Source organism: Devosia sp. LjRoot16, from assembly GCF_964252795.1.
In the GTDB taxonomy this organism is placed as follows: Bacteria; Pseudomonadota; Alphaproteobacteria; order Rhizobiales; family Devosiaceae; genus Devosia_A.
In genome coordinates this window covers 299445-322602 of sequence record NZ_CAXUPH020000004.1, presented here as the reverse complement: position 1 = coordinate 322602, position 23158 = coordinate 299445, and the positions used below count along the sequence as shown (strand labels likewise).

Sequence of the window (23158 nt, the reverse complement as noted above, 5' to 3'; positions counted from 1 at the left end):
CCATCAGTCGTCACCCTCCCCCTTGCGGGGAGGGATCAAGGGTGGGGGGTGAGGAGCCGGCGAACCAGCAGCTCGTCGCAACGTAGCGGCAGAAAACGCTAGTTCTTCGCCGCCCCGGTCTTCGCCGCCTTGGCCTCGTCGTACCACCACACCGTCGGGAAGCCGATCGAGAATTCCGGCAGGGTTTCGGGGTGGCTGAAGCGGTCCCAGCGGGCGATGCGGGATTTGCGCAGCGTATAGGTGGGCACGGTGTAGTGGTGCGCCAGCAGCACGCGGTCGAGCGCCCGGGTGGCGGCGATCAGCGTTTCGCGGTCATCAGCGAAGACGATCTTGTCGATCAGTGCGTCGACGCCCTTGTCGGAAATGCCGCCATAGTTGCGGCTGTCGTTCTGCGCCGCCGAGGCCGAGCCCCAGAAATCGCGCTGCTCGTTGCCGGGTGAGAGCGACTGCACCCAGCCGGTGTAGATCATGTCGTAATCGCGGTTCTGGGCCCGCTCGATATATTGCGGCGAATCCACCGAGCGGATGGTGGCGTTGATGCCAAGCCGCTTGAGGTTGGTCTGGAAGGCGGCGGCGATCGGCTCGATGGTCGGGCCGTTGAGCAGGATTTCGAACGTCACCGGCTGCCCGTTGGGATCGACCAGCTGATTGCCATTGAGGGTGTAGCCCGCCTTGGTCAGGATCTCGTTGGCGGTGCGCAGGCTCTGCCGGAGCTTGGTCGTGTCGCCGTTAACCGGGTTTTTGTACTCGGTGGTGAACACCGAAGCGGGGACGAGGTCCTTGACCGAGTTGAGGATCTCCAGCTCCTCCCCCTGCGGCAGGCCGGAAGACGCGAACTCGGTGCCGTAAAAGAACGAGTTGATGCGGTCGTACTGACCGAAGAAGCGCAGCTTGTCGAGCTCCTCGAAATCGAAGGCGTAGAGCATCGCTTCGCGCAGCGCTTCGTTCTGGAACAGTGGTTTCCTGAGGTTCGGGACGAACCCGACCAGGATGCCCGAGCCGCGATAGGCGTTCTCGAACAGCTCCTTGATCACCTTGCCCTCGGTGACCGCCGGGAAGGTGTAGTCATTCTGCCAGCGCAGGGCGAGGTTCTCGTCCCACCAGTCGAAGGCATCGCCTTTGAAGCCTTCGAACTCGGCGGTGGTATCGCGGAAATACTCGTACTTGATCTGGCCGAAATTGTTCTGGCCGATGTTGAAAGGCTCCTTCAGACCCCAATAATTGGGGTCGCGCTCATAGGTGATCGAGGTGCCGGCCGAAAAACTCGCCAGCTTGTATGGCCCCGAGCCCAGCGGCGGCTCGAGGGTGGAGCGGCCGATATCGCGCGGTTTGCCGTCAGGGCCGGTGCCCTCCCACCAGTGCTGCGGCAACACGATCAGCTGGCCCATGATGTTGGGCAGCTCGCGGTTGCCGGTCTGATCGAAGCTGAAGGTGACTTCTCCGGGCGCACTGACCTCGGCCTTGGTAACGTTGGCGTAGTAGTTGGCCTGGCTGGGGTTGAGTTCCTTGACCTTGTTGAAGGTCCAGACCACGTCCTCGGCCTTGACCGGTTCACCATCAGCCCACTTGGCGCGCGGGTTCATCCGGAAGGTGACCGAGGAGAAGTCGTCGGGGTAGCTGAAGGCCTCGGCGAGGTTGCCGTACTGGGTGGAGTTCTCGTCGAGCGACGGCGTGGTCAGCGTCTCGAACACGAGGCCAATGCCGTCGGCGGGTTCGCCCTGCGGCAGGATCGGGTTGAAGGTGTCGAAGCCGCCCATCGAACTCAGCCGCACCACGCCGCCCACCGGCGCATCCGGGTTCACGTAGTCGAATTTCTCGAAGCCCGCAGGGTATTTCGGCTCGCCGATCAGCGAGCCGCCATGGTGCCAGACCTTCTCCTGGGCGATCGCTGGGCTGAACGCCAGGAGCGCGGCGAGGGTGAGGGCGACGAACTTCATGCGCATGTGGGCCTCCATTCGGGGGAGAACGTGTTGTCGGAGCTTAGCGTCAGGGGCGATTGCGTCAAAACTTTCACTGCGCCACCTCGGGCACCGCTTCGACGGCGAAGGCGGCGGCCATCAGGGCGCGGGTATAGTCGGACTGCGGCGCGGCGAAGATTTCGGCGGCCGGCCCGTGTTCGACCACCTTGCCGTTGCGCATCACCATCAGCTGGTTGGCGAGCGCCCGGACAACGCGTAGGTCATGCGAGATGAACAGATAGGTGAGGCCATGGCGCCGCTGCAGATCGCGCAGCAGGTCGACCACCTGCGCCTGCACGCTCATGTCGAGCGCCGAGGTTGGCTCGTCGAGCACTACGAACTTGGGTTCGAGCACCATGGCGCGGGCGATGGCGATACGCTGGCGCTGGCCGCCGGAGAACTCGTGGGGGTAGCGGAAGCGCGCCTCGGGATCGAGCCCGACCTCGGTCAGCGCCCGGACGACGCGGGAGTCGCGCTCGTCCGGGGTGAGCCGCGGCGCATGCACGGCGAGGCCCTCGGCGATGATCTCGGCGATCGACATGCGCGGGCTGAGTGAGCCGAACGGATCCTGGAAGACGATCTGCAGATCCTTGCGCAGCGGTCGCATAGCGCCCCAGGAGAGCCGCTCGATAGGGCGCCCGAGGTAAACGATGCGGCCTTCCGAGCCGATGAGGCGGAGCAGGGCGCGCCCAAGCGTGGTCTTGCCCGAGCCGGATTCGCCGACGACCCCAAGCGTCTCGCCGCGGCGGATCGAGATATCGACGTCGTCGACCGCCTTGATGTGGCCGACGGTGCGACGGAAGAAGCCGCGCTTGATCGGGAACCAGACTCGGAGCTTTTCAGCGGCAACGATCGGTTCGGCCTCCGAGGTGGCGGGCGGGTCACCCTTCGGCTCGGCGGCGAGCAGCTTTTTGGTGTAGGCGTGCTGTGGGGCGGCGAACACTGTTTCGGTTGCGCCGGATTCGACGATCCTGCCCTCGGTCATCACATGGGTGATCTCGGCCATCTTCCGCACGATGTGCAGGTCGTGGGTGATGAACAGGATCGCCATGCCGCGCTTTTTCTGCAGCGACATCAGCAGTTCGAGAATCTGCGCCTGGATGGTGACGTCGAGCGCGGTCGTCGGTTCGTCCGCGATCAATAGTTGCGGCTCGTTGGCGAGCGCCATGGCGATCATCACCCGCTGGCGTTGCCCGCCCGACAACTGATGCGGGAAATCGTCGAGCCGGGAGGCGGGATCGGGGATACCAACCTCGCTCAAGAGCTCGATGGTGCGGGCTCGGGCCGCGGCCCGCCGCATGCCGCGATGCAGGATCAGCGCCTCGCTCACCTGCCGCTCGACCGTGTGCAGCGGGTTGAGCGAACTCATCGGCTCCTGGAAGATCATCGAGATGGCGTTGCCGCGTACCCCGCGGATGGTTCGATCATCGGTGTGCAGCAGATCCTGCCCGTTGAACAGGATGCGCCCCTTGGAATGTGACGCCGCCGGGTAGGGGAGGAGCTTCAGCACCGAGAGCGCGGTGACGGATTTGCCCGAGCCGCTCTCGCCCACCAACGCTACGGTCTGGCCGGGCTGGATGTCGAAGGAGACACCACGGACGGCGGGGACCTGCCCGTGCTCGGTGGCGAACTCGACATGCAGGTCATCGACCTGGAGCAGGGCGGTGCTCACGAGCGCGTCCCCGCAAAGGTCTTGCGCGGATCGAACGCGTCCCGCACCCCCTCGCCGATAAAGACCAGCAGGGTAAGGATCACCGACACGGTGAAGAAGCCGGTGATGCCAAGCCACCAGGCCGAGAGGTTGTCCTTGCCCTGAGCCAGCAGCTCGCCCAGCGAAGGCGAGCCGACCGGCAGGCCGAAACCGAGGAAATCCAGCGCCGTCAGCGTCGTCACCGAGCCCGCGAGGATGAACGGCATGAAGGTGAGCGTCGCCACCATGGCGTTGGGCAACAGGTGCCCGACCATGATCTTGAAGTTGGAGACGCCCAGCGCCCGGGCAGCCGCGACATACTCGAAGTTGCGGGCGCGCAGGAACTCGGCCCGCACGATACCGACCAATGCCGTCCACGAGAACAGCAGGAGGATGCCGAGCAGCACCCAGAAACTGGGTGCGATGATGCTGGAGATGATCAGCAGCAGGTAGAGTGAGGGCACCGAACCCCAGATCTCGATGATCCGCTGCGCGATCAGATCGACCCAACCGCCGAGATAGCCCTGCAGCGCCCCCGCGCCAATACCGATGATCGAGGAAAGGATGGTGAGGATGAGGCCGAACAGCACCGAGATGCGGAAGCCGTAGATCAGCCGCGCGAGCACGTCGCGACCCTGGTCGTCGGTACCGAGCCAGTGGAAATTGCCGATATTGCAGGACGGGTCGGCGATGCCGGCCGGGTAGCCGGCGCAGCGCTCTTCGGCGGTCTGCAGCCAGGAGGGCTTTGATGGCGCCGCGCCGCTGAGCGATTCATCGACCGTGCCGTAGGAGTAGCGGATCGGTGGCCAGAGCATCCAGCCATTGGCATTGATCTCGTCGGCGATGAACGGATCGCGATAGACCGTTTCGGCGAGGAAACCACCGAACTTGCTCTCGGGGTAGGTGACCACCACCGGGAACAGCGTCTCGCCCTTGTAGCTCACCACCAGCGGTCGATCGTTGGCGATCATCTCGGCGAACATGGTGAGGATGAACAGGACGAGAAAGATCCATAGCGACCAGACGCCGCGCCGGTTGGCGTTGAACACCTTGAGACGGCGCTGGTTGATCGGGGAGAGCAGCGGCGCCGAACGGGCCTGGTCGGCAGGGGCAAAGGCGAGAAAGGGTGAGCGGAGGCCCGTGAGGGTAGCGTGCATCAGACTTCCCGGCTCTCGAAATCGATGCGCGGATCGATCCACATGTACATGAGGTCAGAGACGAGCCCGATGATCAGGCCGAGCAGCGAGAACACGTAAAGCGTCGCGAACACCACCGAATAGTCGCGGTTGAGCACCGACTGGAAGCCGAGCAGGCCGAGGCCATCGAGCGAGAAGATCGTTTCGATCAGGAGCGAACCGCCGAAGAAGGCCGAGATGAACGCCGCCGGAAAGCTGGCGATGACCAGCAGCATGGCGTTGCGGAACACATGCCGGTACAGCACCTGCCGGTCGTTCAAACCCTTGGCGCGGGCCGTGGTGACATACTGCTTGCGGATTTCCTCGAGGAACGAGTTCTTGGTCAGGAGGGTCACGGTGGCGAAACCACCCACCGCCATGGCGATGATCGGCAGTGTGATGTGCCACAGGTAATCCAGGACCTGACCGTACCAGGGCAGGCTCGCGAAGTTTTCCGACACCAGCCCACGCAGCGGGAAGATGTTCCAGAAACTGCCACCGGCAAACAGCACGATGAGCAGCACGGCGATGAGGAAACCCGGAAGCGCGTAGCCGACGATGACGATCGACGAGGTCCAGATATCGAAGCGGGAACCGTCGCGCAGCGCTTTGGCAATGCCGAGCGGGATCGATACGCCGTAGCCGAGCAGCGTCATCCACAGCCCCAGCGTGATCGAGACCGGCAGCTTCTCCTTGATCAGGTCGATCACCGAGATATCGCGGAAATAGCTGTTGCCGAAATCGAAGCGCAGGTAGTTCCACATCATCGAAAAGAAGCGCTCGACCGGCGGCTTGTCGAAGCCGAACTGCTTCTCGATGCGCTCGAGGATTTCGGGGCGAAGCCCGCGCGCGCCGCGATAGGTGGAGTTGACGTCGGCGCTGTCCTTGGCTTGTCCAGTCTGCTGGCCGGCGAAATCGCCCTGCTGGCTGCCGGTGATGCGTTCGGTAGCGCTGATGTTCTGCCCCGACATCTGCGCGATGACCTGCTCGACCGGCCCGCCTGGCGCAAACTGTACGATGATGAATGAAACAATCATGATGCCGAGCAGCGTCGGGATCATCAGCAGCAGGCGTCTCAGGATGTAGGCGCCCAATGGCGGCTCCAGTCGTCTGGGATCAGTTCAAGCTAGCAACGCAGCACTGTGGGCCGGATTGCGGCAAATCACCAAGGAGTGAATGTCACGGGCGCACCGCGAATTCGATACCGGCGGCATCGCCGACCGCGAAGAGGCGGTCGCGCGCCACCGCATACTCCTCGCCCTTGAGGTGCTCGAGCATCAGCGGCACTTCGCGCGGCAGGCGGTTCAGTTCGCCCAGATAGGTGCGATAGTCGAGCACGCCCTCGCCGATCTGCACCTCGTCGAGGTGCAACGCCGCCTGGTGATGGAGCTTGATGTCCTTGGCATGGCACGACACCACCCACTGGCCAAGCTTACTGAAGCACTCGCGGATCAGCGTGCCGTTATCGAAATAGACCCGCGGCGTCATGATGAGGTTCACCGGGTCGAAATGCGCGCCGAACATCGGGCGGTCGATGGCGCGGATCAGCTCGACATAGCTGTCGACGCTGTCCGGCAGGGAATACTGCATCATCTCGAGCGCAAATTTTGCGCGGGTCGGCTTCACGGTATCAAGCAGGTAGCGCACGGTTTCGACCGAGGCGTCGAAGGCCTCGGGGCTCATGTTCTCGGCCGCTGGGGCATAGTCGGTGCCAGCCTGAAACGAGCCGATATAGCTGACAGCGCACCCGGCCCCCACAGCGTCGGCGATGGCGAGACGCTCGACCGCGTAGGCGAGGTTGGCCTTGCGCACCGCTTCATCGGGCGAGACGAGGTTACGCCAGATGCCGATCTCGGCCAGCACCACGTTCTCGGCGGCAAACGCCTGCTCGATCGCGACAAGGCGGTCGCGATCGTCGAGCCTCACCTCCGGCACATAGGCGGCGCCATAGCCGAAATCGCGATGCGCCCGGGCGAAGGCGTCGGGATCCTCGCTGCCGATGGGCAAGCCGTGCCCGCCGAGCCGGATGGCCATCAGACGTGGTTCCGCCAGCTATGCTGCGGGTTGTAGTCGAGGAGGCGCCGGGCCTTGTCGATCGACAGCAGCGTGCCGTTCTGGCTGAGTTCGCGCTTGTGCGGCACCTTGGGGAACACTTCGGCCATCAGCGACATGTTGGAACGGCTCATCACCGTATCCTGGTTGGCGATGATGAAGGCCTCGAACCCCTTGAACTCGGCCTCGATGCCGCGGCGTACCGCCTGCGCCCCATCGCGCGCGTCGATATAGCCCCAGAGGTTCCATTTCCTCAGCTTGGGGTCGGCGTCGAAGGCAGGGAACGCCTTGTAGTCTTCGACATCCATGACGTTGGAAAAGCGCAGGCCGACGATCTTCAGCTCCGGATCCCAGCGGCAGAACTGCGCCGCCATCGTCTCGTCGAGGAGCTTGCCGAGCGAATAGGCGGTTTCGGGACGGGGGAAATACTCCTCGTCGATCGGAACGTAAGGCGGCGGCGTTTCGAAGGGCAGCCCAAGCACGGTTTCGCTCGAGGCGAAGACAACGTTCTTGACCCCGGCAAGCCGGCAGGCCTCGAACACGTTGTAGCTGGTGGGCACATTGTTCGCGACGGTGCGGCTATTGGCGAACAGACCTGGCGCCGGGATCGCGGCGAGATGCACCACGGCATCGAACGGGCCGTGGCGTTCATCGACGCCGCCAAGGATCGCCTGCGCCACCTGGCCGAAATCGGTGAGGTCGATGCGGACGGTCGGGCAGATCGGGTCTTTCGGCAGCGTCTGGTCAATATTGAGGACGGAATAGCCGTTGGTCACCAGGTCCTTGAGCACCGCTCGTCCCAGCTTGCCGCTGCCGCCCGTCACCAGAACCTTGGCCATTTCCCGTCCTCCCGAAACTGATTTGCCCGAAAGCCTAGAGCGCTTTCAGGAAAAGTTGCAGACTTTTCCGGTTCGAAAGCACGACAAAAGTGACCAGGAGCGTTTTTGGCGTTTCATTGAAACGGCGAAACGCTCCGACACGGGTTGGGGCCATTCTGTCACGAGGCTGAACGCACTCGTCAGTGCCGGTTCAAAGCCGATGGCGCAGTCTCCTGTCCAGCGTCAGGAGGCGGATCGGTTCATCGCGATCCCCTCGATTGGAAAAGGACTACGACGTGCGGGCCAACCCCCCGCCGCCCCACCCCAGGAGACTGAAATGACCAAGCTCGCACTTGCCGCGACATTCGCGGTTGCCATGCTGACTTCGTTCTCTGCTATTCCTGCTAATGCCCAACGGGGGCCATGCACCGCCGGCCCCCAGTGTCCCAGCCATGGGGGCGGTAGCGACCCCTATTGCGGCGACCAGCTCGGCGTGTTGAAGCGCGTGATGCCCGCCGAAGTGCTCGGCGTCGACCGCCACTACCGTGTCTGGGTCACCGAGTTCTGCACCTCCGAGACGTTGATGCGCTCCGACGGCAACGCCGCCTACCTCCGCACCGCCATCGCCAAGAACGATGTACTCACCGACGTGCTGACCGAGCGCGGCTTCCACGCCGACGACGTCTACGCGGTCAAGATGATGGGCGACGACACCATCAACCTCTACGTCCACGATTTCGGACGCTGATCCAACTCGGCTCTGATGATGCGGTACGGGTTGGCCCGTTCCTGTCGCCAATCTGAACGGCGTCATCAGAGCCGGTTCAACGTGATGAGCCCAACTCCTGGCCATCGTACGAGCAGCAATGCCTCGCACCCCGCGGCGCTAGCCGCATTGACCAAGGAGATAAAATGCCCAGGCTCGCTCTCGCCGCGACCTTCGCCATCGCGATGCTCACTTCGTTCTCAAGCGCACCGACGCAGGCCTAGGTTCAGCTGGACACCCCATGCGGCCAGGCCAGCTGTCCTCAGGGCGGCTCCACCACCACCTCTTGCGGCAATCAGCTCGGTGCGCTGAAGCGCGTGCTGCCCGCCGAGGTGCTCGGCGTCGACAGCCATTATCGTGTCTGGGTCACCGAGTTCTGCACCTCCGCGACATTGATGCGCTCCGACGGCAATGCCGCCTATCTCCGCACCGCCATCGCCAAGAACGACGTGCTCACCGACGTGCTGGCCGAGCGCGGTTTCCATGCCGACGACGTCTACGCCGTCAAGATGATGGGCGACGACACCATCAACCTTTACGTCCACAATTTCGGACGCTGATCCAACACCTTGGTGCTAAACTGACGCCGGATCGGCCGCGAGGCCGACCGGCGTTTGTGCATTCGCGGCCCCCGGCGCCGCAGCCAACCACAGGAGACCGCCAGATGAAGAAGCTCATGCTGGGCGCTGTTACTGCCGTCGCGCTCGGCGCGTCGATGATTCCGCCCGCGCTCGCCACCGCCCTTCCGATCGAGAAGGATGACGATGTCTGCGATGACTACCTTGGCGTGCTGAAGCGCGTCACGCCGGACGACATCGCAGGCGTGACGGAGCGACAGCGAGTCTGGGTCACTGAATACTGCCCCGGCCGCTCAGTTCTGAGGACCGAGGGCAATGCCGCCTCGGTGCGGTCGGCCATCGGCGACAACGAAGCGCTGGCCGCTGCGTTGCGCCAGAAGGGCTTTTCCGCCAGTGACGTGTTCGCCGTCAAGATGATGGGCGACGACACCGTCAATCTCTACGTTCATCGCTAGACGAGTGCAGGTATTCGGCGCCCCCGTCGGGCGCTGTTTCTATGAATGATCTCTGAATGCCCGGATCAGCGGCGGTTCAAACGCCCCGCACTATTTCCGCCGCCAACGAAGCGCTGAGCGCGACGAACGGCGGCAGGGGTGCCGCCGGGCAATCAAACTGTTGAGAGAGATCATGAAAAACCTGAAACTCATTCTGCTGGCCCTGGTGGCCACCTTCGGCCTTGCGGTCATCACTACGCTTCCCGCCCAGGCTATGAACTGCGGCGCCGGCATCGCCTGTGGCGGTGGTGGCGGTGGCGGCGGTGGTGGTGACGACACCTCCGACGGCGGCGAGCCGTTCGATCCGTTCTGCCATGTCGTCGACTGCGACGAACCGGAGATCGCCGAAGAAGGCTGTATGAAGAACTGCGACCAGCCGGACATTCCGAAGATCGCCGAGGAAGGCTGCATGAAGAACTGCCAGCCCGGCAAGCCGGGCGACGATCCGGAGATCCCGGGTAACGTGGCTGGCCTGGTGCGTTGCGATGCCCAGATCGGCGACCTCGCCAAAGTGACCGCCAAGCAGATCGGTAGCGTCAAGGGCCGCGATGCGGTGGATGTGGTGCCGGTTTGCGTCGACAAGAACCTGGTCGAGCAGCAGCTCGGCGTCGACAGCCTGCGCAGCGCCATCGCCCAGAACGACAAGATGGACAAGGCCTTGGACCAGGGCGGCTATGCTGCTGACGACGTGGTTGGCGTGATCGTCGGTCGCAGCTCGGCGGTGCTCTACGTCCACGCTCTCTGAGCGACAACCAACGACTGATTGAAGGGCGGGTACCGAGAAGGTTCCCGCCCTTTCCTTATTGCTGCCGCGACATTGCCCTGCCGATGAATGCTGTCTGAATGACGGGCTCACTAGGGGTTCAATCGGGGAAGGGCATGGTCGGGACAACAGAACGAAACCCGGCCCCCGAAAGGATGCCACGATGAACAGATCCCATGAGAAGCTGCTGGTCGCGACCCTCGCCGGTCTGATCATTGCCAGCGCCGCCGTTTTCGCCATCCAGCCCGCCATGGCCGCCGGCTATGACGTCGAGAGCCCCGCCCACATCGTCGGTGTGAAAAAGTGGGATACGCTCAATGTCCGCAAGTGGCCCGCCTCCTATTCGCAGAAGATCGGCGAGTTCGAGCCCAAGAGCTCGGTCTGGGTCGAGCGCTGCATCATCTCCCCCCAGGGCGGGGCCGACTGGTGCCTCGTCGAACAGCAGGACACCAAGGGCTGGGTGAACGCCAAGTTCCTGAAGCTGGCCTACGACTGGGACATCTGATCCCCAAGTCTCCTGCCGCGTTGCTCCAAACGGCGTGGCAGGTTCCTGTGACGACCCGACTACCCCATGCACACGTGCCTTTGACTGACCTCCGAAACATTGACTTCACGGCCCGGACGCGTTCCCTAGGAACCTCCGGGCCTTTTTCTTTGAAGAGCTGAGTTTTGGACGCCAATCCCATCCTTATCGAGCAGACCCGCGGCAACTTCGTCGAGAACCGGCATCGCGGCGCCTTTGTGATCTCCGACGCCGAGGGCAATATCATCGCTGCCGCCGGCGACACTTCGCGACCGGTGTTTCCGCGCTCGGCCATCAAGTCGATGCAGGCGCTGGCCATGGTGACCTCGGGCGCCATCGACCGCTTCGGCTTGAGCGACGAGGAACTGGCGCTGGCCTGCGCTTCGCACCACGGCGAGGATGTGCATGTCGAGGGCGTGACGCATTTTCTCGATCACATCGGCCTTGCCGCCGGCGATCTCGAGTGCGGCGCGCACCAACCGAGCAACGGCAAGGCGCGCGAGGCGCTGCGGGCGCACGGGCTGGAGGCGAGCCAGTTGCACAATAACTGCTCGGGCAAGCATTCCGGCATGCTGAGCGTCGCGCGGGCGCTTGGCGTCGACACGCACGACTACGTGACGCGCGGTCATCCGGTGCAGGTGGCGGTGCGCAAGGCCGTCGAGACGGTGATCGGCGAGCCGCTGAGTGAGGACCGGTGCGGCACCGACGGCTGCTCGATCCCCACCTGGGCCGCGCCGCTCTCGGCCTTTGCCCGTGGTTTCGCCAGGATGGCGACGGGAATCGGGCTGCCGGAGGAGATCGGCAGCGCGGCGACGCGCATCTTCGACGCCGCGACCGCTCACCCTTTGCTGGTCGCCGGCACCGGCCATCTCGATACCCTGGTGATGGAGGCCTTTGGCGGCCGCGTCATGCAGAAGGGCGGCGCCGAGGGCGTGCAATGCGGCGCCATCCGCGACAAGGGCTGGGGCTACGCGCTGAAGATCGACGACGGCAACATGCTGGCGAGCCAGACGCTGGTCGCCAACCTGCTGCTGCGCTTCGCCGACCCCGACGCCGGCCAGCGCGCCGTACTGGAAAAGTTCGCCCGCCAGCTGGTGCGCAATGTCCGCGGCTTGGAGGTCGGCGAGATGCGGGCGGCCTGACCAAGGACGCGCTGCCCGGCGACGTCCAATATCCACAACAGCAGCTCCGGAGACCCGCATGCGCCGTGCCGTCGTCACTATCGTTGCCTCGACCCTGCTCTGCGGAGCGGCGCTTGCTGGACCTGCCTATGCCCCGCCGAAGGTCTCGCCGGCGAAGACCGTCGAGGTCCCGGCCGACCTGCGCGCGGCAGCGACCGAACTGCTGAAGGCGGTGGCCGCCAAGGATGTCGACGGTATCGGGAAATGGCTGGCGCCGAAGATGTCGATCGTCACGGGTACCCTCGATCTCTCGATTCCGCGCGGCACCAGGCTCGAGGGGCCGTGGGAGAGCGCCAAGTCGCAGGTCGCCGGCCTCGGCAACAGCACTGGTGGCGACTGGGACCTGCCGCCAAACGTCGATATCGGCGTGTTCCTGACCAAGATGGAGCTGGATTTCATCGGCCAGTCGCTGACCGACGGACAGCCCTGGGGCACTGACGCCGCGGTGAGGGGTGCGATCTGCACCTATGGGCTCGGAACGGTCGACCCGGCCGCGGTGAAGCGCGCGGCCAAGGCGCTGGACACGAGTGGCGACAACTTCGTCGGCGTGAAGCGCGAGATCGAGCTGTTCGAGACGATGGAAGACAGCAGCAAGTCCGTAGGCAAGCTGGTCCCCGGCCTGCTCTATGCCACCGACTACGACGCCGAGACCTCGACCGAATGGACCGCCTTCCACCTGCCGGAAGGCGGCGTCGGTTTCGGCAAAACCACCGGCGACGACTTCGACCGTCCCTATGCGTCAGGGCTGTGCTTCAAGCAGCAGGCGTCTGGCGCGTGGGCGGTGGTGGCGCAGGCCTCGACGGGGCTTTAGCGCTTCAGAGGTGAAGCTTGCTGCCGGCGTCCGTGAGGATGCCATTGGGATAGGGCGGGTAGCGATGGACGCGGGAGTTCGCGCGCAGGTCAAATTGTCTCGCTGCGTCTCCGCGCAATTGATCAGTTAGGTGCGATCAACCAACCGTCGGCCCTTGAAACGACCGTGGACGGTGTTTTGGCGCCGAACACGCCCGCCTTTAGCCCAGGAAATCCGAGCTCACGTGCCCCGGAGACCATTGCTTCAGTCACTACCGACGGCTGGAATGGGTACGGAATCGTGTACCACAGGTCGTTGAGCAGGTGGTCGCCGGCGTCGCCGAATGTGGTGCGACTGCCCTTCGATGGCCACACGGGCCACCCATCGACGGCAGCATCGGCGATACTTCGGATAAGCTGACGGGGGATGAGCCGGATGCTGTACTCAACGCCCCTATGCTCACGCTGCTCCGATTTTGCCTCATACTTCTCGGGGACACCATCCCTGGGAAAGCCATAGCGGCAACCGCTCCCCGGCTCCTCCAAGCCAAGATGTTCCTGCCAAGTGAGTTCGACGACCAACTCATCGCTCACGTAGAGCAAGCGGACACCAGTCACTCGGTACTCGGCGTGAACCTGACGGGGCTCGAAACCCACGACGAAGAAGAAGGCGTTACCGTCTTGCCTAGCTAGATGCGGCCTATCCTTCAGCCAGTTCTGCCACGCGCCATGTGGACGAAGATATCCCTCACTATCCGTAACGAAATGATCTGCGATGGCGCCCGTCGCTGTGTTGCTACGGAAAACCCGATCAAGCGGACGGTCGACAAAGCACCATTTCATCTTGTCAGTCTGACTGTGGAAATCTAAAGCCCAAGTCAATGCGGGCGCGGCAACTTGCTGGCGAGATGCCGCCGAGGCGCTCCTGTTTAGGACCGCGTCACCGAGTTGTCCGCCAGCGTCACGTGCGGGTACTTCGCGGCGTCTTTCACCAGGTCCTCGACCACCACCGTGTCCCACTCGAGACCCACGATGGCGTGGTCGAGCGGAGCGTTGACGATGTTGCCGGTGATGGTGACGGGGCCCGGGGAGGGGTTCTGTACGACGCTGACGCCGATGCCGGTGCTGGTGGCGTAGAGCACGTTGTCGGCGATGATCACGTCGCGCAGGAACGTGCCGCGGCCGGCGAGGATGCCGATGCCGGGGACGTTGTCGATGCTGTTGCCCGAAATGCTGGTTTCGGCCTCGGCATAGATGCCGAAGGGCCTCGTGTCCGGATTGACCTCGGAGCGCGAGCGGATGTTGCGCACGATATTGCCCGAGCAGACGGCGAGCCGCCCGCCCGAATCGAGGTTGGTGATCGAGATGCCGGCGGCGGCGCCATCGACGATGTTGTTGGAGATCACCGAACCGGAGAAGGCGAACTCCGAAAAGATCGCCACTTCGCCCGAGTTGCGGCAGACATTGCCGGTGACAGCGACATTGCTCGTCGAATTGAGCCGCACCGCAGTGAACATGCAGTCGGCGATCTGGTTGTTGGCGACGATCACGTCGTTGCAGCGGAAAACGTTGATGCCATTGCCGTTCTGGCCGTTGCCGCCATTGGTGGAGCCGATGCCGGCGATGGTGTTGCCGGTGATGACCGAGCCATCGTGGCGCGGCTTGCTGCCCCAGATCAGGAAGCCGCCATTGCCACATTTGCTGACGCGGTTGGAAACGATGTTGAGGCCGCGGCCATCGACCGAGAAGATCGCAGCGAGGGCATGGCCGGTGAAATCGCAATCCTCGATATCCGCCCCGGCATCGCGCACCGCGAGGCCGTTGGCGGCGCCGCCGATGAAGCTGCAATTGCTCAGGGTGACGTGGTCGCTGGCCTCGATTTCGACCAGTCCGCGATCGGCGCCGCTCGGCCCGCCATTGCCGCGGGTGAAGGTGAGGCCCGAGAAACTGACATGGGCGCTGCCGGCGACGCGGAACACCGGCGCATCGCCGGCCGCAGCAAGGATGGTGCCGCCGGGAATGCCTGTAATCACGACGTTGCTCGGCACCTGCAGGTTCTGCACGTAGTAGCTGCCCGAACCGAGGAACAGCGGACGGCCCTCCTCGCCGGCGCGCAGCAGCGCTTCCTGCATCGGGCCGCTCTGATCATCGAGGCTGCCCGGCACCAGGTTCAGGGTCGTCGAATCGAGCGACTGCGCCCGAACGCCGCCAGCCAGCGGCAGGGCGATGAGGCCCGCAAGAATGTGACGGCGGTTCATACGCATGAGGGGAGTGTAAGGGGGTAGGGGGGCGTTTGGGAATTGGCGATTCCGGCGCCGTCCCCAAGCTATGTGGGATTGAATCCAACCGTACCGACACTCATCGGGGCCGGGTTTCTACCCGGTGATGGGGGCCGTGCGAGCGGTCCCGCATCAAGCCGGCAGCGGCCGCTTTCATTTGGCAGCCCATCCCCCCGCCGCTATAGAGTCCACAACTGGCTATCGAATCCTGTGAGGCGTCATGCTCCTTCCCGACAAGATCTATCTCGGCCAAAGCACCCGGCCGGAATACCTGGCGCTGAAATACGGCAACCGGCACGGGCTGGTGACCGGCGCCACCGGTACCGGCAAGACGGTGACGCTGCAGTCGATCGCCGAGGGATTTTCGGCCGCCGGCGTCCCGGTGTTTGCCGCCGATATCAAGGGTGACCTGTCGGGCATCGCCAATATGGGCAAGATGCTCGACTGGCAGGTGAAGCGCGCCGAAGAGATCGGTTTCACCGATTATGCGGCGAGCAAGTTCCCGGTGATCTTCTGGGATCTGTTCGGCCGGCAGGGCCATCCGGTGCGGACCACCATCTCCGAGATGGGCCCGCTGCTGCTGAGCCGCATCCTCGACCTCAATGACACCCAGGAAGGCGTGCTGAACATCGCCTTCAAATATGCCGACGATAACGGGCTGCTGCTGCTCGACCTGAAGGACCTGCGTGCGCTGCTGGTGGAAATCGCCAACAACGCCAAGGATATCTCGGTGCAGTACGGCAATGTCGCCTCGGCCACGGTGGGCGCCGTGCAGCGCTCGCTGCTGGTGCTGGAGCAGCAGGGCGGCGACCAGTTCTTCGGCGAGCGGGCGCTCGACATCCGCGACCTGATGCGCACCACCACCGACGGCAAGGGCTATGTTTCGATCCTCGCCGCCGACGAGCTGATGCGCGCGCCGCGGCTCTACGCGACGTTCCTGCTCTGGCTGATGTCGGAGCTGTTCGAAGTGCTGCCGGAAGTCGGCGACCCGGAAAAACCCAAGCTGGTGTTCTTCTTTGACGAGGCCCACCTGCTGTTCGACGACGCGCCCAAGGCGCTGGTCGATAAGGTGGAGCAGGTGGTCAAGCTGGTGCGCTCCAAGGGCGTCGGCGTCTATTTCGTCACCCAGAACCCGGCCGACATTCCGGACGCCGTGCTGGCGCAGCTTTCCAACCGCGTGCAGCACGCGCTCAGGGCCTATACGCCCAAGGAGCAGAAGGCGGTGCGGATGGCGGCAGAGTCGTTCCGCCCTAACCCCGACTTCTCGACCGCCGAAGTGATCACCCAGATGGGTACCGGCGAGGCGCTGGTCTCGGTGCTGGAAGATAAGGGCGTACCCTCGATCGTCGGGCGCACGCTGATCCGGCCGCCCTCAGGGCAGGTCGGGCCGCTGCTGCCGGAGGAACGGCGCACGGTGATCGCCAACTCGCCGGTGGCTGGCGTCTACGACGCGGTGGTCGATCGCGAGTCGGCCTTCGAGGTGCTGACCAAAAAGACCCAGGAGCGCCAGGCGAGCGAGGCGGAGGCCAAGCAGGCCGAGCTCGACGCCAAGCAGGCGCAGGCCGACGCCAAGGCCGCGGCGGCGCAGGAGCGCGCCGAGCGCGCTGCCCAGCCGCGCCGTTCGACCCGGCAGACGCCGACCGAAGCCGCCATCACCTCGTTCAGCCGCACCATGGCGAACGGGCTCGGCAAGGCACTGCTGCGCGGCATCCTCGGTGGCCTCACCCGTGGCCGCTAACGTCGCGCAGAACCACCCGGCGCTTGCGGTCTTCGCCTCCGACAAAGGGCCGGGCGATGCCGAGCGCAGCTCGATCATGTCGCAGGCCGGCACGCTCCTGGCACGGCATGGGGCGCGGATCATCTGCCTCGCCGACGAGACGCTGGACAATATCCCGTTGATCACCAGCGCCCGCGCGGCCGGCGGCGAAGTGCTGATCGTCGCCGATGCGGCGTTCCAGGCGCCCGCCGCGCTGGCCGAAGTGCCGGTGGAGCGGATCGACGACCCAGAGGCGCGGGTGAAGCGGGTTGGCGAACTGGCGCAGGGTTTTGTCGGACTGCCGGGCTCGCTTGCTTCGGCAGCTGCGCTCTATCGCACCTGGGTGCGAGCCGGCGCCGGCGCCGGCGGCAAGCCCGTGGTGCTGCTCAACCACCACCGCGCCTTCGAGGCGATGCGCGGCATGGCGACGGACATCCTCAGCCACTCGGTGAGCCATGCCGACCGCGTCGTGGTGTTCACCGACAATGTCGATGATCTCTGGAACAAGGTGGCCTGGGCGCTGAACGTGACGGCCTAGGGCAAGCACGCTCTCGAACCACGCTTGATGTCATCCCCTGTCTCAGGGGCAGCCTGTCTAGCGCGTTAGACGGACTGCCGCGAGCGCGCGCTTAGGGGCAGACATGGAGGTCTTCGCGCTCCTCGTCCGAGCTGAAGCCCATCCCCCAACTCCGCATGCTGAGCAGTACCGGCTCGAGCGAGCGGCCCAGTTCCGTCAGCTCATATTCGACGCGCGGGGGCACTTCCGGATAAACGATGCGATTGATCACCCCGTCACGCTCCAGTTCGCGCAATTGCAGCGTCACCATGCGCGCCGTCGCATTGGGCACCATCCGGCACAGCGCATTGAAGCGCAGTTTGCCGTCGAGCAGGTGAAACAGGATCACCGGTTTCCACAGGCCCCCGATTACCGAAAGGGTCACTTCTACCGCACAACCGGTGCGGCCAGCCCTGCGGCGTGGGCGGGTCAGGATAGGGGTGCTATCATTCATGATAGTACATGTTGCCTTTGTACGTACTGTTCTCAGATGCATTGAAGACCTAGCTAGGCTGGGAAACAAGAGGAACGTGCGAATGAAAGCTGCCTGGTTTTCCACCAAGGGCCCCGCCCGCGACGTATTGCAGGTCGGCGAGTTGCCCACGCCACAACCCGCGCCCGGCGAAGTGCTGATCCGCGTCCGCGCCTCGGGCGTCAATCCGTCCGACACCAAGGGTCGCAGCGGCAGCGGCGCCCCGGCCTTCCCCAAGGTCGTGCCCAATCAGGATGGCGCGGGTGAGATCGTCGCCGTGGGTTCCCCCGAACTCGACAGCCGGATCGGTGAGCGCGTCTGGTTTTACGAATCCCAGCTTGGCCGCTGGAACGGCTCAGCCGCCGAATACACCACGCTCCCCGCCTGGAAGGCTGTCCACCTGCCCGATGGCGTCAGCTTCGAGGAAGGCGCCTGCCTTGGCATTCCCGCCATGACGGCCTATCGCTGTGTCTTCGTCGATGGTCCGGTCACCGGTAAAACCGTCTTCGTCTCCGGCGGTGCCGGCGCGGTCGGCCGCTACGCCATCCAGTTCGCCAAGCTCGGTGGTGCCCGCGTCATCGCCTCGGTCGGCAACGACGAGGCCGCCGCATCAGCCACTGCGGCCGGTGCCGATCTGGTCCTCAACCGCCATACTGATGATCTGCCCGCCCGGGTTGCTGCCTTCACGGGCGACAGCAAGGGCAGGGGTGTCGACCGCTTCGTCGAAGTCGCCTTTGGCGCCAATCTCGACCTGATCGGCAAGACCCTGGCGCCCAACGGCGTCGTCGCCACCTATGCCAGCGATGCCGTGCCTCAGCCCACCCTGCCGTTCTGGCCGATGATCTTTCTCGACGCGACCATCCGGTTCGTGCTGGTCTATGTGATGACTGCCGAGGCCCACCGCGAAGCCGCCGCCGGCATCAACGCCGCGCTTGAGGCCAATCAACTCACCCACCAGATCGGCCGCGTGCTGACCCTCGACGACATCGTCGTCGCCCACGAAGCCGTCGAACGCGGCGAACTCGGCAAGACGATTATTACGCTGGGCTGAGCCAACAGCCTGATTGGTCCACTTGGGAGGGAGGGCGGATGAGGGGGCGCGGAGCCCGGCTGTCAGTGCGTCGGCAGCGGACGCTCCCGCGTCCAGAGCGGAATGACGTTGCCGTACTGCGAGAAATCCGGTCGACGGGAAGTCGTGGCGCGGACCGGCCGGTAGCCGGCGAGGCTGGCGGCACGGCGGGCGATGCGCGACTGCACCCGTTCGAGCAGGTATTTCGGCGACATCGGCTTGACGATCACCTCATCGATGCCCGAGGCGATGCAGAGGTCCTTGGTTTCGGGCGACACCATGCTGGCGAGCGCGATCACCTGGTAGTCGTGATGCGGGATGCTCTGGTCGGCGCGCAGGTCACGGCTGACCCGGTCGGCACGGGCCGATGCGCTGTCGAAATCGGTGACGACCACATCGACCGGCGCGAGCCGCATATAGGTGACCAGCGCCAGCTCGGATTCGAACGGGCGGACCCGGAAGCTCGGCACCGAAGCCAGCACCATGCTGAGGATGGAGCTCAGCGCCGGATTGGCGACAAGCACGGCTATGGTGCGGACTGGTTCGGCCAAGGTCTCGCGACGCTCCCAATGGTTAAGCAATTGTTACCATTGTGGCGCGGCGGGCGGAAGCGGCAGGAAATGCGGATCTGGCGATTTTCGCGAGAACCGTTCGGGCAAAATGAAAAGGGCCCGCCGAAGCGGGCCCTGAACGCGATTTCGAGTGAAGCTTAGCGGGCTTCTTCGAACAGGAACTCGACATGTTCCCAGTTCACCAGGTTGTCGAACCAGGCTTCGAGGTATTTCGGGCGCGCGTTGCGGTAGTCGATGTAATAGGAGTGCTCCCAGACGTCGACGCCGAGCAGCGGCTTGGCATTGCCATGCACCAGCGGCGACTCGCCATTGGCGGTCTTGGTGACCTGGAGCTTGCCATCCTTCAGCGACAACCAGGCCCAGCCCGAACCGAACTGCGTGGTGCCGGCATTGATGAAATCGGCGCGGAACTTGTCGAAGCCACCGAGATCGGATTCGATCGCCTTGAGCAGCGCTGCCGGGACCTTCCCGGCGCCGCCGCCGCCATTCGGCTTCATCCAGTTCCAGAAATGCACGTGGTTGTAGTGCTGGCCCAGGTTGTTGAAGAGCGCCGGGTCCTTGCCAAACACTTCCTTCACCGCGTCCTCGAGCTCGAGCACTTCGAGACCCTTGCCCTCGGCGAGCTTGTTGCCGTTGGTGACGTAAGCCTGGTGGTGCTTGTCGTGGTGGAACTCGAGCGTCTCTTTGCTCATGTACGGGCCGAGCGCGTCATAGGCGTAGGGCAGGGGGGGGAGTTCGTATGCCATTCTGGATGCCTCCTTGGGGGACAGTCTCTATGATTGTTGGCCGCTGGGCTGGCTCCGATATAGGCCCTTTGGCATTGCTCAACAATTCCCGCTTTGGGTGGAATTATGCCAATCCGACGCAACTGAGCGCAAAGGCGTAGCTCAGGCCGGTCTCCTTGAGCTGGTCGAAGCGGCCGGAAGCGCCGCCATGGCCGGCGCCCATGTGAGTCTTGAGGTAGAGCGGATTGCCGTCGGTCTTGGTGGCGCGGAGTTTGGCCACCCACTTGGCCGGCTCCCAATAGGTGACGCGCGGATCGGTGAGCCCGGCCAGCGCAAAGATCGGCGGATAGTCGATGGCCGCCACCTGCTCGTAGGGGGCATAGCCGGCGATGCGGTCATAGGCCGCCTTGTCGGTGATCGGGTTCCCCCATTCGGGCCATTCCGGCGGGGTGAGCGGCAGCGTTTCATCGAGCATGGTGTTGAGCACGTCGACGAACGGCACCTCGGCGATGACCCCGGCCCACAGCTCGGGGCGCATATTGGTGACGGCGCCCATCAACAGGCCGCCGGCCGAGCCGCCCTCGGCGACAATGCGCTGCTTCGACGTATAGCCCAGTTCGATCAGCGTTTCGGCGGCAGCGACGAAATCGGTAAAGGTGTTGGTCTTCTGCTCGCGGCGGCCGTTTTTGTACCAGGCATAGCCCTTGTCCATGCCGCCGCGGATATGTGCCGTGGCGTGGACGAAGCCGCGATCGACCAGCGACAGCTTCGATACCGAGAAGCCGGCCGGCAGCGCCATGCCATAGGCGCCATAGCCGTAGAGCAGGGCCGGCGCCTGGCCGTCGAGCTGCAGGCCCTTGCGGTAGAGCAGCGTCACCGGCACCCGCTCGCCATCCTTGGCCGTGGCGAAGATGCGCTTTGTCTCGTAGTCATCAGGGTTATGCCCGGAAGGGACCACCTGCTCCTTGAGCAGGGTTCGCTCGCGCGTCACCAGATCGAGGTCGTAAGTCCGCGATGGCGTGGTGGGCGAGGAATAGCTGAAGCGGATGGTTTTGGTGTCGAACTCGAAACCGGCCGACATGCCGAGCGCATAGGCCTCCTCGTCGAACTTCACCGTCCACTCTTCGCCATCGTCGAGATTGCGCACCACGATGCGCGGCAGCCCCTCGGAGCGCTCGAGCCGGATGAGGTGGTGGCTGAGCAGGATGATGTCGAGGATCAAGACGCCTGGGCGATGTGGCACCAGATCGATCCAGTTTTCGGCCGCCGGATTGTCGGCGGCGACGGTGACGATCTTGAAGTCCTCGGCGCCGTCGGCATTGGTGAGGATGTAGAACACCCCGTCGCGGTCCTCGACATCGTATTCGCGATCGGTGAGGCGCGGCGAGACCAGCTTCGGCGCGCCGCCGGTGCGGGTGTCGATCAGCCAGAACTCGGATGTCTGGTGGTCGTGCGCGTCGATGACGATGTAATTGCGCGACAGCGTCTCGTCGACGCCGACGAAGAAGCCCGGGTCCTTTTCCTCGTAGACGATCTCGTCATCGGCCTGCGGCGTGCCGAGCACATGCCGGCGGACCCGGAACGGCCGGTGGTTGTCGTCATATTCGGAATAATAGATGGCGCTGGAATCGGCCGACCACACACCGCCGCCCGCGACATCCTCGATCACTTCGCCGGTATCCTGGCCGGTGGCGAGGTCGCGAATGTGCAGCGTGTAGAACTCCGAGCCTTGCCGGTCGGCGCTCCAGGCGAGCAGCCGGTGCGACGGATCGTGGTCGCCGCCGCCAAAGCCGAAATAGTCGTCGCCGGCCTCGACATTGCAGTCGAGCAGCAGCTCTTCATCGCCGCCGTCGCGCGGCGTGCGCACGAGGATCGGGTACTGCTTTCCCTCTTCCATGCGTGAGTTGTAGGCCCAGGGGCCGTCAGCCGACGGGATGCCGCTCTCGTCCTCTTTGATGCGGCCACGGATCTCTCGATAGATCTTGTCGGTGAGCGCCTCGTGCGCCGTCTCGAAGGCCTCGGCGAAATAGGCGTTCTCCGCCTCGACATAGCGGCGGATGTCGGCCGGCAGGGTGGACGGGTCCTGCATCACCTCCTGCCAGTTATCGGCCCGCAGCCAGTGATAGGGATCCTGCCGCGTGATGCCGTGATTGGTCGTGGCATGCTGGCGGCGTTCGGCGACGGGTGGGGTGGGCATGGGAGGATTCTCGGGAGGGGGTGTTGCCGCGAGGTAGGCGCGACGGTGAGCGATTGTAAAGGACGGGATGCTGCCGCGCCGCCTTCTCCCCTTGTGGGAGAAGGTGCCCGAAGGGCGGATGAGGGGTTCTCTCCGCGTACTTGTGTCGCTCGTCGCTTTCGCTCCGATCGCGCTACACTTCGTTGCGCGGACCCCTCATCCGGCGCTGCGCGCCACCTTCTCCCACAAGGGGAGAAGGCAAGAGCGCGTGGGGCCGCTCTGGGTGCGCTAAGCCTTCGGCTCGAACTGCAGGCTCGTGCCGTTCATGCAGAAGCGCTCGCCCGTCGGGTTGGGGCCGTCGGGGAAGATGTGGCCGAGATGGGCGCCGCAATTGGCGCAGTGGGCCTCGACCCGGACCATGCCGTGCGAGCGGTCGACGGTCTGGGCGACCGAGCCCTCGATCGCCTTGAAGAAGCTCGGCCAGCCCGAGCCGGATTCGTACTTGGTGTCGGCGGTGAACAGCTCGGCGCCGCACGAGGCGCAGTGGTAAATGCCGTCGCGCTTTTCGGTGTTGTAGATGTGGGACCAGGGCCGCTCGGTGCCGTGTTCGCGCGCGACGCGGTAGAGCTCGGGGCTGAGCGTGGCGCGCCACTCTTCGTCGGACTTCTGAACCTTGAAGGTTTCGCTCATCGGGGAATCTCCGTTACGGCGCCAGATATGGCGATTGCGGCGCCTGATCGCAAATCCCCCAGCTCTCACAAAGCTG

At 64.4% G+C, this 23158-nt stretch carries 23 protein-coding genes; 10 read left to right on the top strand and 13 right to left on the bottom strand.

Going from position 1 to position 23158, the window contains the following annotated elements; translation table 11 throughout:
* Window positions 1–98: 98 nt before the first annotated feature.
* From ACSQ23_RS19530 to ACSQ23_RS19505, 6 genes are all read right to left on the bottom strand, one after another.
* A complete protein-coding gene (locus ACSQ23_RS19530; protein WP_436091591.1) occupies window positions 99–1943 on the bottom strand; it encodes an extracellular solute-binding protein in 1845 nt (614 codons plus the stop codon).
* A gap of 67 nt (window positions 1944–2010) precedes the next feature.
* Window positions 2011–3630 carry an ABC transporter ATP-binding protein gene (locus ACSQ23_RS19525; protein ID WP_436091590.1) on the bottom strand — a complete coding sequence of 540 codons (1620 nt, stop codon included), beginning with the start codon at window positions 3628–3630 and terminating at the stop codon, window positions 2011–2013.
* A complete protein-coding gene (locus ACSQ23_RS19520) occupies window positions 3627–4805 on the bottom strand; it encodes an ABC transporter permease (RefSeq protein ID WP_436091589.1) in 1179 nt (392 codons plus the stop codon). Before ACSQ23_RS19520 ends, ACSQ23_RS19525 begins: the two co-directional genes overlap by 4 nt.
* Complete coding sequence (locus ACSQ23_RS19515; protein ID WP_436091588.1) at window positions 4805–5917, bottom strand: microcin C ABC transporter permease YejB; 1113 nt, start codon at window positions 5915–5917, stop codon at window positions 4805–4807. Before ACSQ23_RS19515 ends, ACSQ23_RS19520 begins: the two co-directional genes overlap by 1 nt.
* Window positions 5918–6002: 85 nt before the next feature.
* Window positions 6003–6857 (bottom strand): sugar phosphate isomerase/epimerase family protein, encoded by an 855-nt coding sequence (locus ACSQ23_RS19510; protein ID WP_436091587.1) that lies wholly within the window; start codon window positions 6855–6857, stop codon window positions 6003–6005.
* Window positions 6857–7714 carry an NAD-dependent epimerase/dehydratase family protein gene (locus tag ACSQ23_RS19505; RefSeq protein ID WP_055885196.1) on the bottom strand — a complete coding sequence of 286 codons (858 nt, stop codon included), beginning with the start codon at window positions 7712–7714 and terminating at the stop codon, window positions 6857–6859. The genes ACSQ23_RS19510 and ACSQ23_RS19505 overlap by 1 nt, the downstream gene beginning before the upstream one ends.
* A 316-nt stretch (window positions 7715–8030) precedes the next feature.
* Here ACSQ23_RS19505 and ACSQ23_RS19500 point away from each other — a divergent pair, with 316 nt between their 5' ends.
* The 7 genes from ACSQ23_RS19500 to ACSQ23_RS19470 all read left to right on the top strand — a co-directional run bounded on the left by ACSQ23_RS19500 (window position 8031) and on the right by ACSQ23_RS19470 (window position 12809).
* On the top strand, window positions 8031–8441 hold the full coding sequence (locus ACSQ23_RS19500; protein ID WP_436091586.1) for a hypothetical protein: 411 nt from the start codon (window positions 8031–8033) through the stop codon (window positions 8439–8441).
* A 335-nt stretch (window positions 8442–8776) separates the two neighbouring features.
* A complete protein-coding gene (locus tag ACSQ23_RS19495) occupies window positions 8777–9019 on the top strand; it encodes a hypothetical protein (protein WP_436091585.1) in 243 nt (80 codons plus the stop codon).
* Between the two features lie 104 nt (window positions 9020–9123).
* Entirely contained in the window at window positions 9124–9492 is a 369-nt protein-coding gene (locus ACSQ23_RS19490; RefSeq protein WP_055885205.1) for a hypothetical protein, read from the top strand.
* Window positions 9493–9664: 172 nt separating this feature from the next.
* Window positions 9665–10276, top strand: coding sequence for a hypothetical protein (locus tag ACSQ23_RS19485; protein ID WP_055997129.1), 612 nt, complete (start codon window positions 9665–9667; stop codon window positions 10274–10276).
* Between the two features lie 181 nt (window positions 10277–10457).
* A complete protein-coding gene (locus ACSQ23_RS19480) occupies window positions 10458–10799 on the top strand; it encodes an SH3 domain-containing protein (protein ID WP_055885210.1) in 342 nt (113 codons plus the stop codon).
* 164 nt (window positions 10800–10963) lie between these two features.
* Window positions 10964–11959, top strand: a complete 996-nt coding sequence (locus ACSQ23_RS19475) for an asparaginase (protein WP_436091584.1) — start codon at window positions 10964–10966, stop codon at window positions 11957–11959.
* 58 nt (window positions 11960–12017) lie between these two features.
* Window positions 12018–12809, top strand: coding sequence for a hypothetical protein (locus ACSQ23_RS19470; RefSeq protein WP_436091583.1), 792 nt, complete (start codon window positions 12018–12020; stop codon window positions 12807–12809).
* A gap of 122 nt (window positions 12810–12931) precedes the next feature.
* Here ACSQ23_RS19470 and ACSQ23_RS19465 read toward each other — a convergent pair whose 3' ends face one another.
* Together ACSQ23_RS19465 and ACSQ23_RS19460 are read right to left on the bottom strand one after the other, a co-directional pair.
* On the bottom strand, window positions 12932–13630 hold the full coding sequence (locus tag ACSQ23_RS19465) for a hypothetical protein (RefSeq protein WP_436091582.1): 699 nt from the start codon (window positions 13628–13630) through the stop codon (window positions 12932–12934).
* Between the two features lie 86 nt (window positions 13631–13716).
* On the bottom strand, window positions 13717–15051 hold the full coding sequence (locus ACSQ23_RS19460) for a TIGR03808 family TAT-translocated repetitive protein (RefSeq protein WP_436091581.1): 1335 nt from the start codon (window positions 15049–15051) through the stop codon (window positions 13717–13719).
* Between the two features lie 235 nt (window positions 15052–15286).
* Here ACSQ23_RS19460 and ACSQ23_RS19455 point away from each other — a divergent pair, with 235 nt between their 5' ends.
* Window positions 15287–16804, top strand: coding sequence for a helicase HerA-like domain-containing protein (locus tag ACSQ23_RS19455; RefSeq protein WP_055885223.1), 1518 nt, complete (start codon window positions 15287–15289; stop codon window positions 16802–16804).
* The gene (locus ACSQ23_RS19450; protein ID WP_055885226.1) at window positions 16794–17360 is read left to right on the top strand and encodes a hypothetical protein; all 567 of its coding nucleotides are present in this window, start codon (window positions 16794–16796) and stop codon (window positions 17358–17360) included. Before ACSQ23_RS19455 ends, ACSQ23_RS19450 begins: the two co-directional genes overlap by 11 nt.
* A gap of 91 nt (window positions 17361–17451) precedes the next feature.
* Here ACSQ23_RS19450 and ACSQ23_RS19445 read toward each other — a convergent pair whose 3' ends face one another.
* Window positions 17452–17763 (bottom strand): winged helix-turn-helix transcriptional regulator, encoded by a 312-nt coding sequence (locus ACSQ23_RS19445; protein WP_436091580.1) that lies wholly within the window; start codon window positions 17761–17763, stop codon window positions 17452–17454.
* 151 nt (window positions 17764–17914) lie between these two features.
* On the opposite strand from ACSQ23_RS19445, the gene ACSQ23_RS19440 reads away from it, so the two are divergent.
* On the top strand, window positions 17915–18901 hold the full coding sequence (locus ACSQ23_RS19440; protein WP_436091579.1) for an NADPH:quinone reductase: 987 nt from the start codon (window positions 17915–17917) through the stop codon (window positions 18899–18901).
* A gap of 62 nt (window positions 18902–18963) precedes the next feature.
* Here the strand turns inward: ACSQ23_RS19440 and ACSQ23_RS19435 are convergent, their stop codons facing one another.
* The 4 genes from ACSQ23_RS19435 to msrB form a co-directional block, all read right to left on the bottom strand.
* A complete protein-coding gene (locus ACSQ23_RS19435; RefSeq protein ID WP_156387440.1) occupies window positions 18964–19470 on the bottom strand; it encodes a response regulator in 507 nt (168 codons plus the stop codon).
* 158 nt (window positions 19471–19628) lie between these two features.
* Window positions 19629–20237, bottom strand: a complete 609-nt coding sequence (locus tag ACSQ23_RS19430) for a superoxide dismutase (protein WP_055885237.1) — start codon at window positions 20235–20237, stop codon at window positions 19629–19631.
* A 103-nt stretch (window positions 20238–20340) separates the two neighbouring features.
* On the bottom strand, window positions 20341–22413 hold the full coding sequence (locus ACSQ23_RS19425) for a S9 family peptidase (protein WP_436091578.1): 2073 nt from the start codon (window positions 22411–22413) through the stop codon (window positions 20341–20343).
* A 267-nt stretch (window positions 22414–22680) separates the two neighbouring features.
* On the bottom strand, window positions 22681–23082 hold the full coding sequence (gene msrB / locus ACSQ23_RS19420) for a peptide-methionine (R)-S-oxide reductase MsrB (RefSeq protein WP_055997155.1): 402 nt from the start codon (window positions 23080–23082) through the stop codon (window positions 22681–22683).
* Window positions 23083–23158: the final 76 nt, after the last annotated feature.

Coding starts and splice junctions, on each gene's coding strand:
- ACSQ23_RS19530 (WP_436091591.1), bottom strand. CDS start 1,943: ATGCGCATGAAGTTCGTCGCCCTCACCCTCGCCGCGCTCCTGGCGTTC.
- ACSQ23_RS19520 (WP_436091589.1), bottom strand. CDS start 4,805: ATGCACGCTACCCTCACGGGCCTCCGCTCACCCTTTCTCGCCTTTGCC.
- ACSQ23_RS19510 (WP_436091587.1), bottom strand. CDS start 6,857: ATGGCCATCCGGCTCGGCGGGCACGGCTTGCCCATCGGCAGCGAGGAT.
- ACSQ23_RS19505 (WP_055885196.1), bottom strand. CDS start 7,714: ATGGCCAAGGTTCTGGTGACGGGCGGCAGCGGCAAGCTGGGACGAGCG.
- ACSQ23_RS19500 (WP_436091586.1), top strand. CDS start 8,031: ATGACCAAGCTCGCACTTGCCGCGACATTCGCGGTTGCCATGCTGACT.
- ACSQ23_RS19490 (WP_055885205.1), top strand. CDS start 9,124: ATGAAGAAGCTCATGCTGGGCGCTGTTACTGCCGTCGCGCTCGGCGCG.
- ACSQ23_RS19485 (WP_055997129.1), top strand. CDS start 9,665: ATGAAAAACCTGAAACTCATTCTGCTGGCCCTGGTGGCCACCTTCGGC.
- ACSQ23_RS19480 (WP_055885210.1), top strand. CDS start 10,458: ATGAACAGATCCCATGAGAAGCTGCTGGTCGCGACCCTCGCCGGTCTG.
- ACSQ23_RS19470 (WP_436091583.1), top strand. CDS start 12,018: ATGCGCCGTGCCGTCGTCACTATCGTTGCCTCGACCCTGCTCTGCGGA.
- ACSQ23_RS19465 (WP_436091582.1), bottom strand. CDS start 13,630: ATGAAATGGTGCTTTGTCGACCGTCCGCTTGATCGGGTTTTCCGTAGC.
- ACSQ23_RS19460 (WP_436091581.1), bottom strand. CDS start 15,051: ATGCGTATGAACCGCCGTCACATTCTTGCGGGCCTCATCGCCCTGCCG.
- ACSQ23_RS19455 (WP_055885223.1), top strand. CDS start 15,287: ATGCTCCTTCCCGACAAGATCTATCTCGGCCAAAGCACCCGGCCGGAA.
- ACSQ23_RS19440 (WP_436091579.1), top strand. CDS start 17,915: ATGAAAGCTGCCTGGTTTTCCACCAAGGGCCCCGCCCGCGACGTATTG.
- ACSQ23_RS19430 (WP_055885237.1), bottom strand. CDS start 20,237: ATGGCATACGAACTCCCCCCCCTGCCCTACGCCTATGACGCGCTCGGC.
- ACSQ23_RS19425 (WP_436091578.1), bottom strand. CDS start 22,413: ATGCCCACCCCACCCGTCGCCGAACGCCGCCAGCATGCCACGACCAAT.
- msrB (WP_055997155.1), bottom strand. CDS start 23,082: ATGAGCGAAACCTTCAAGGTTCAGAAGTCCGACGAAGAGTGGCGCGCC.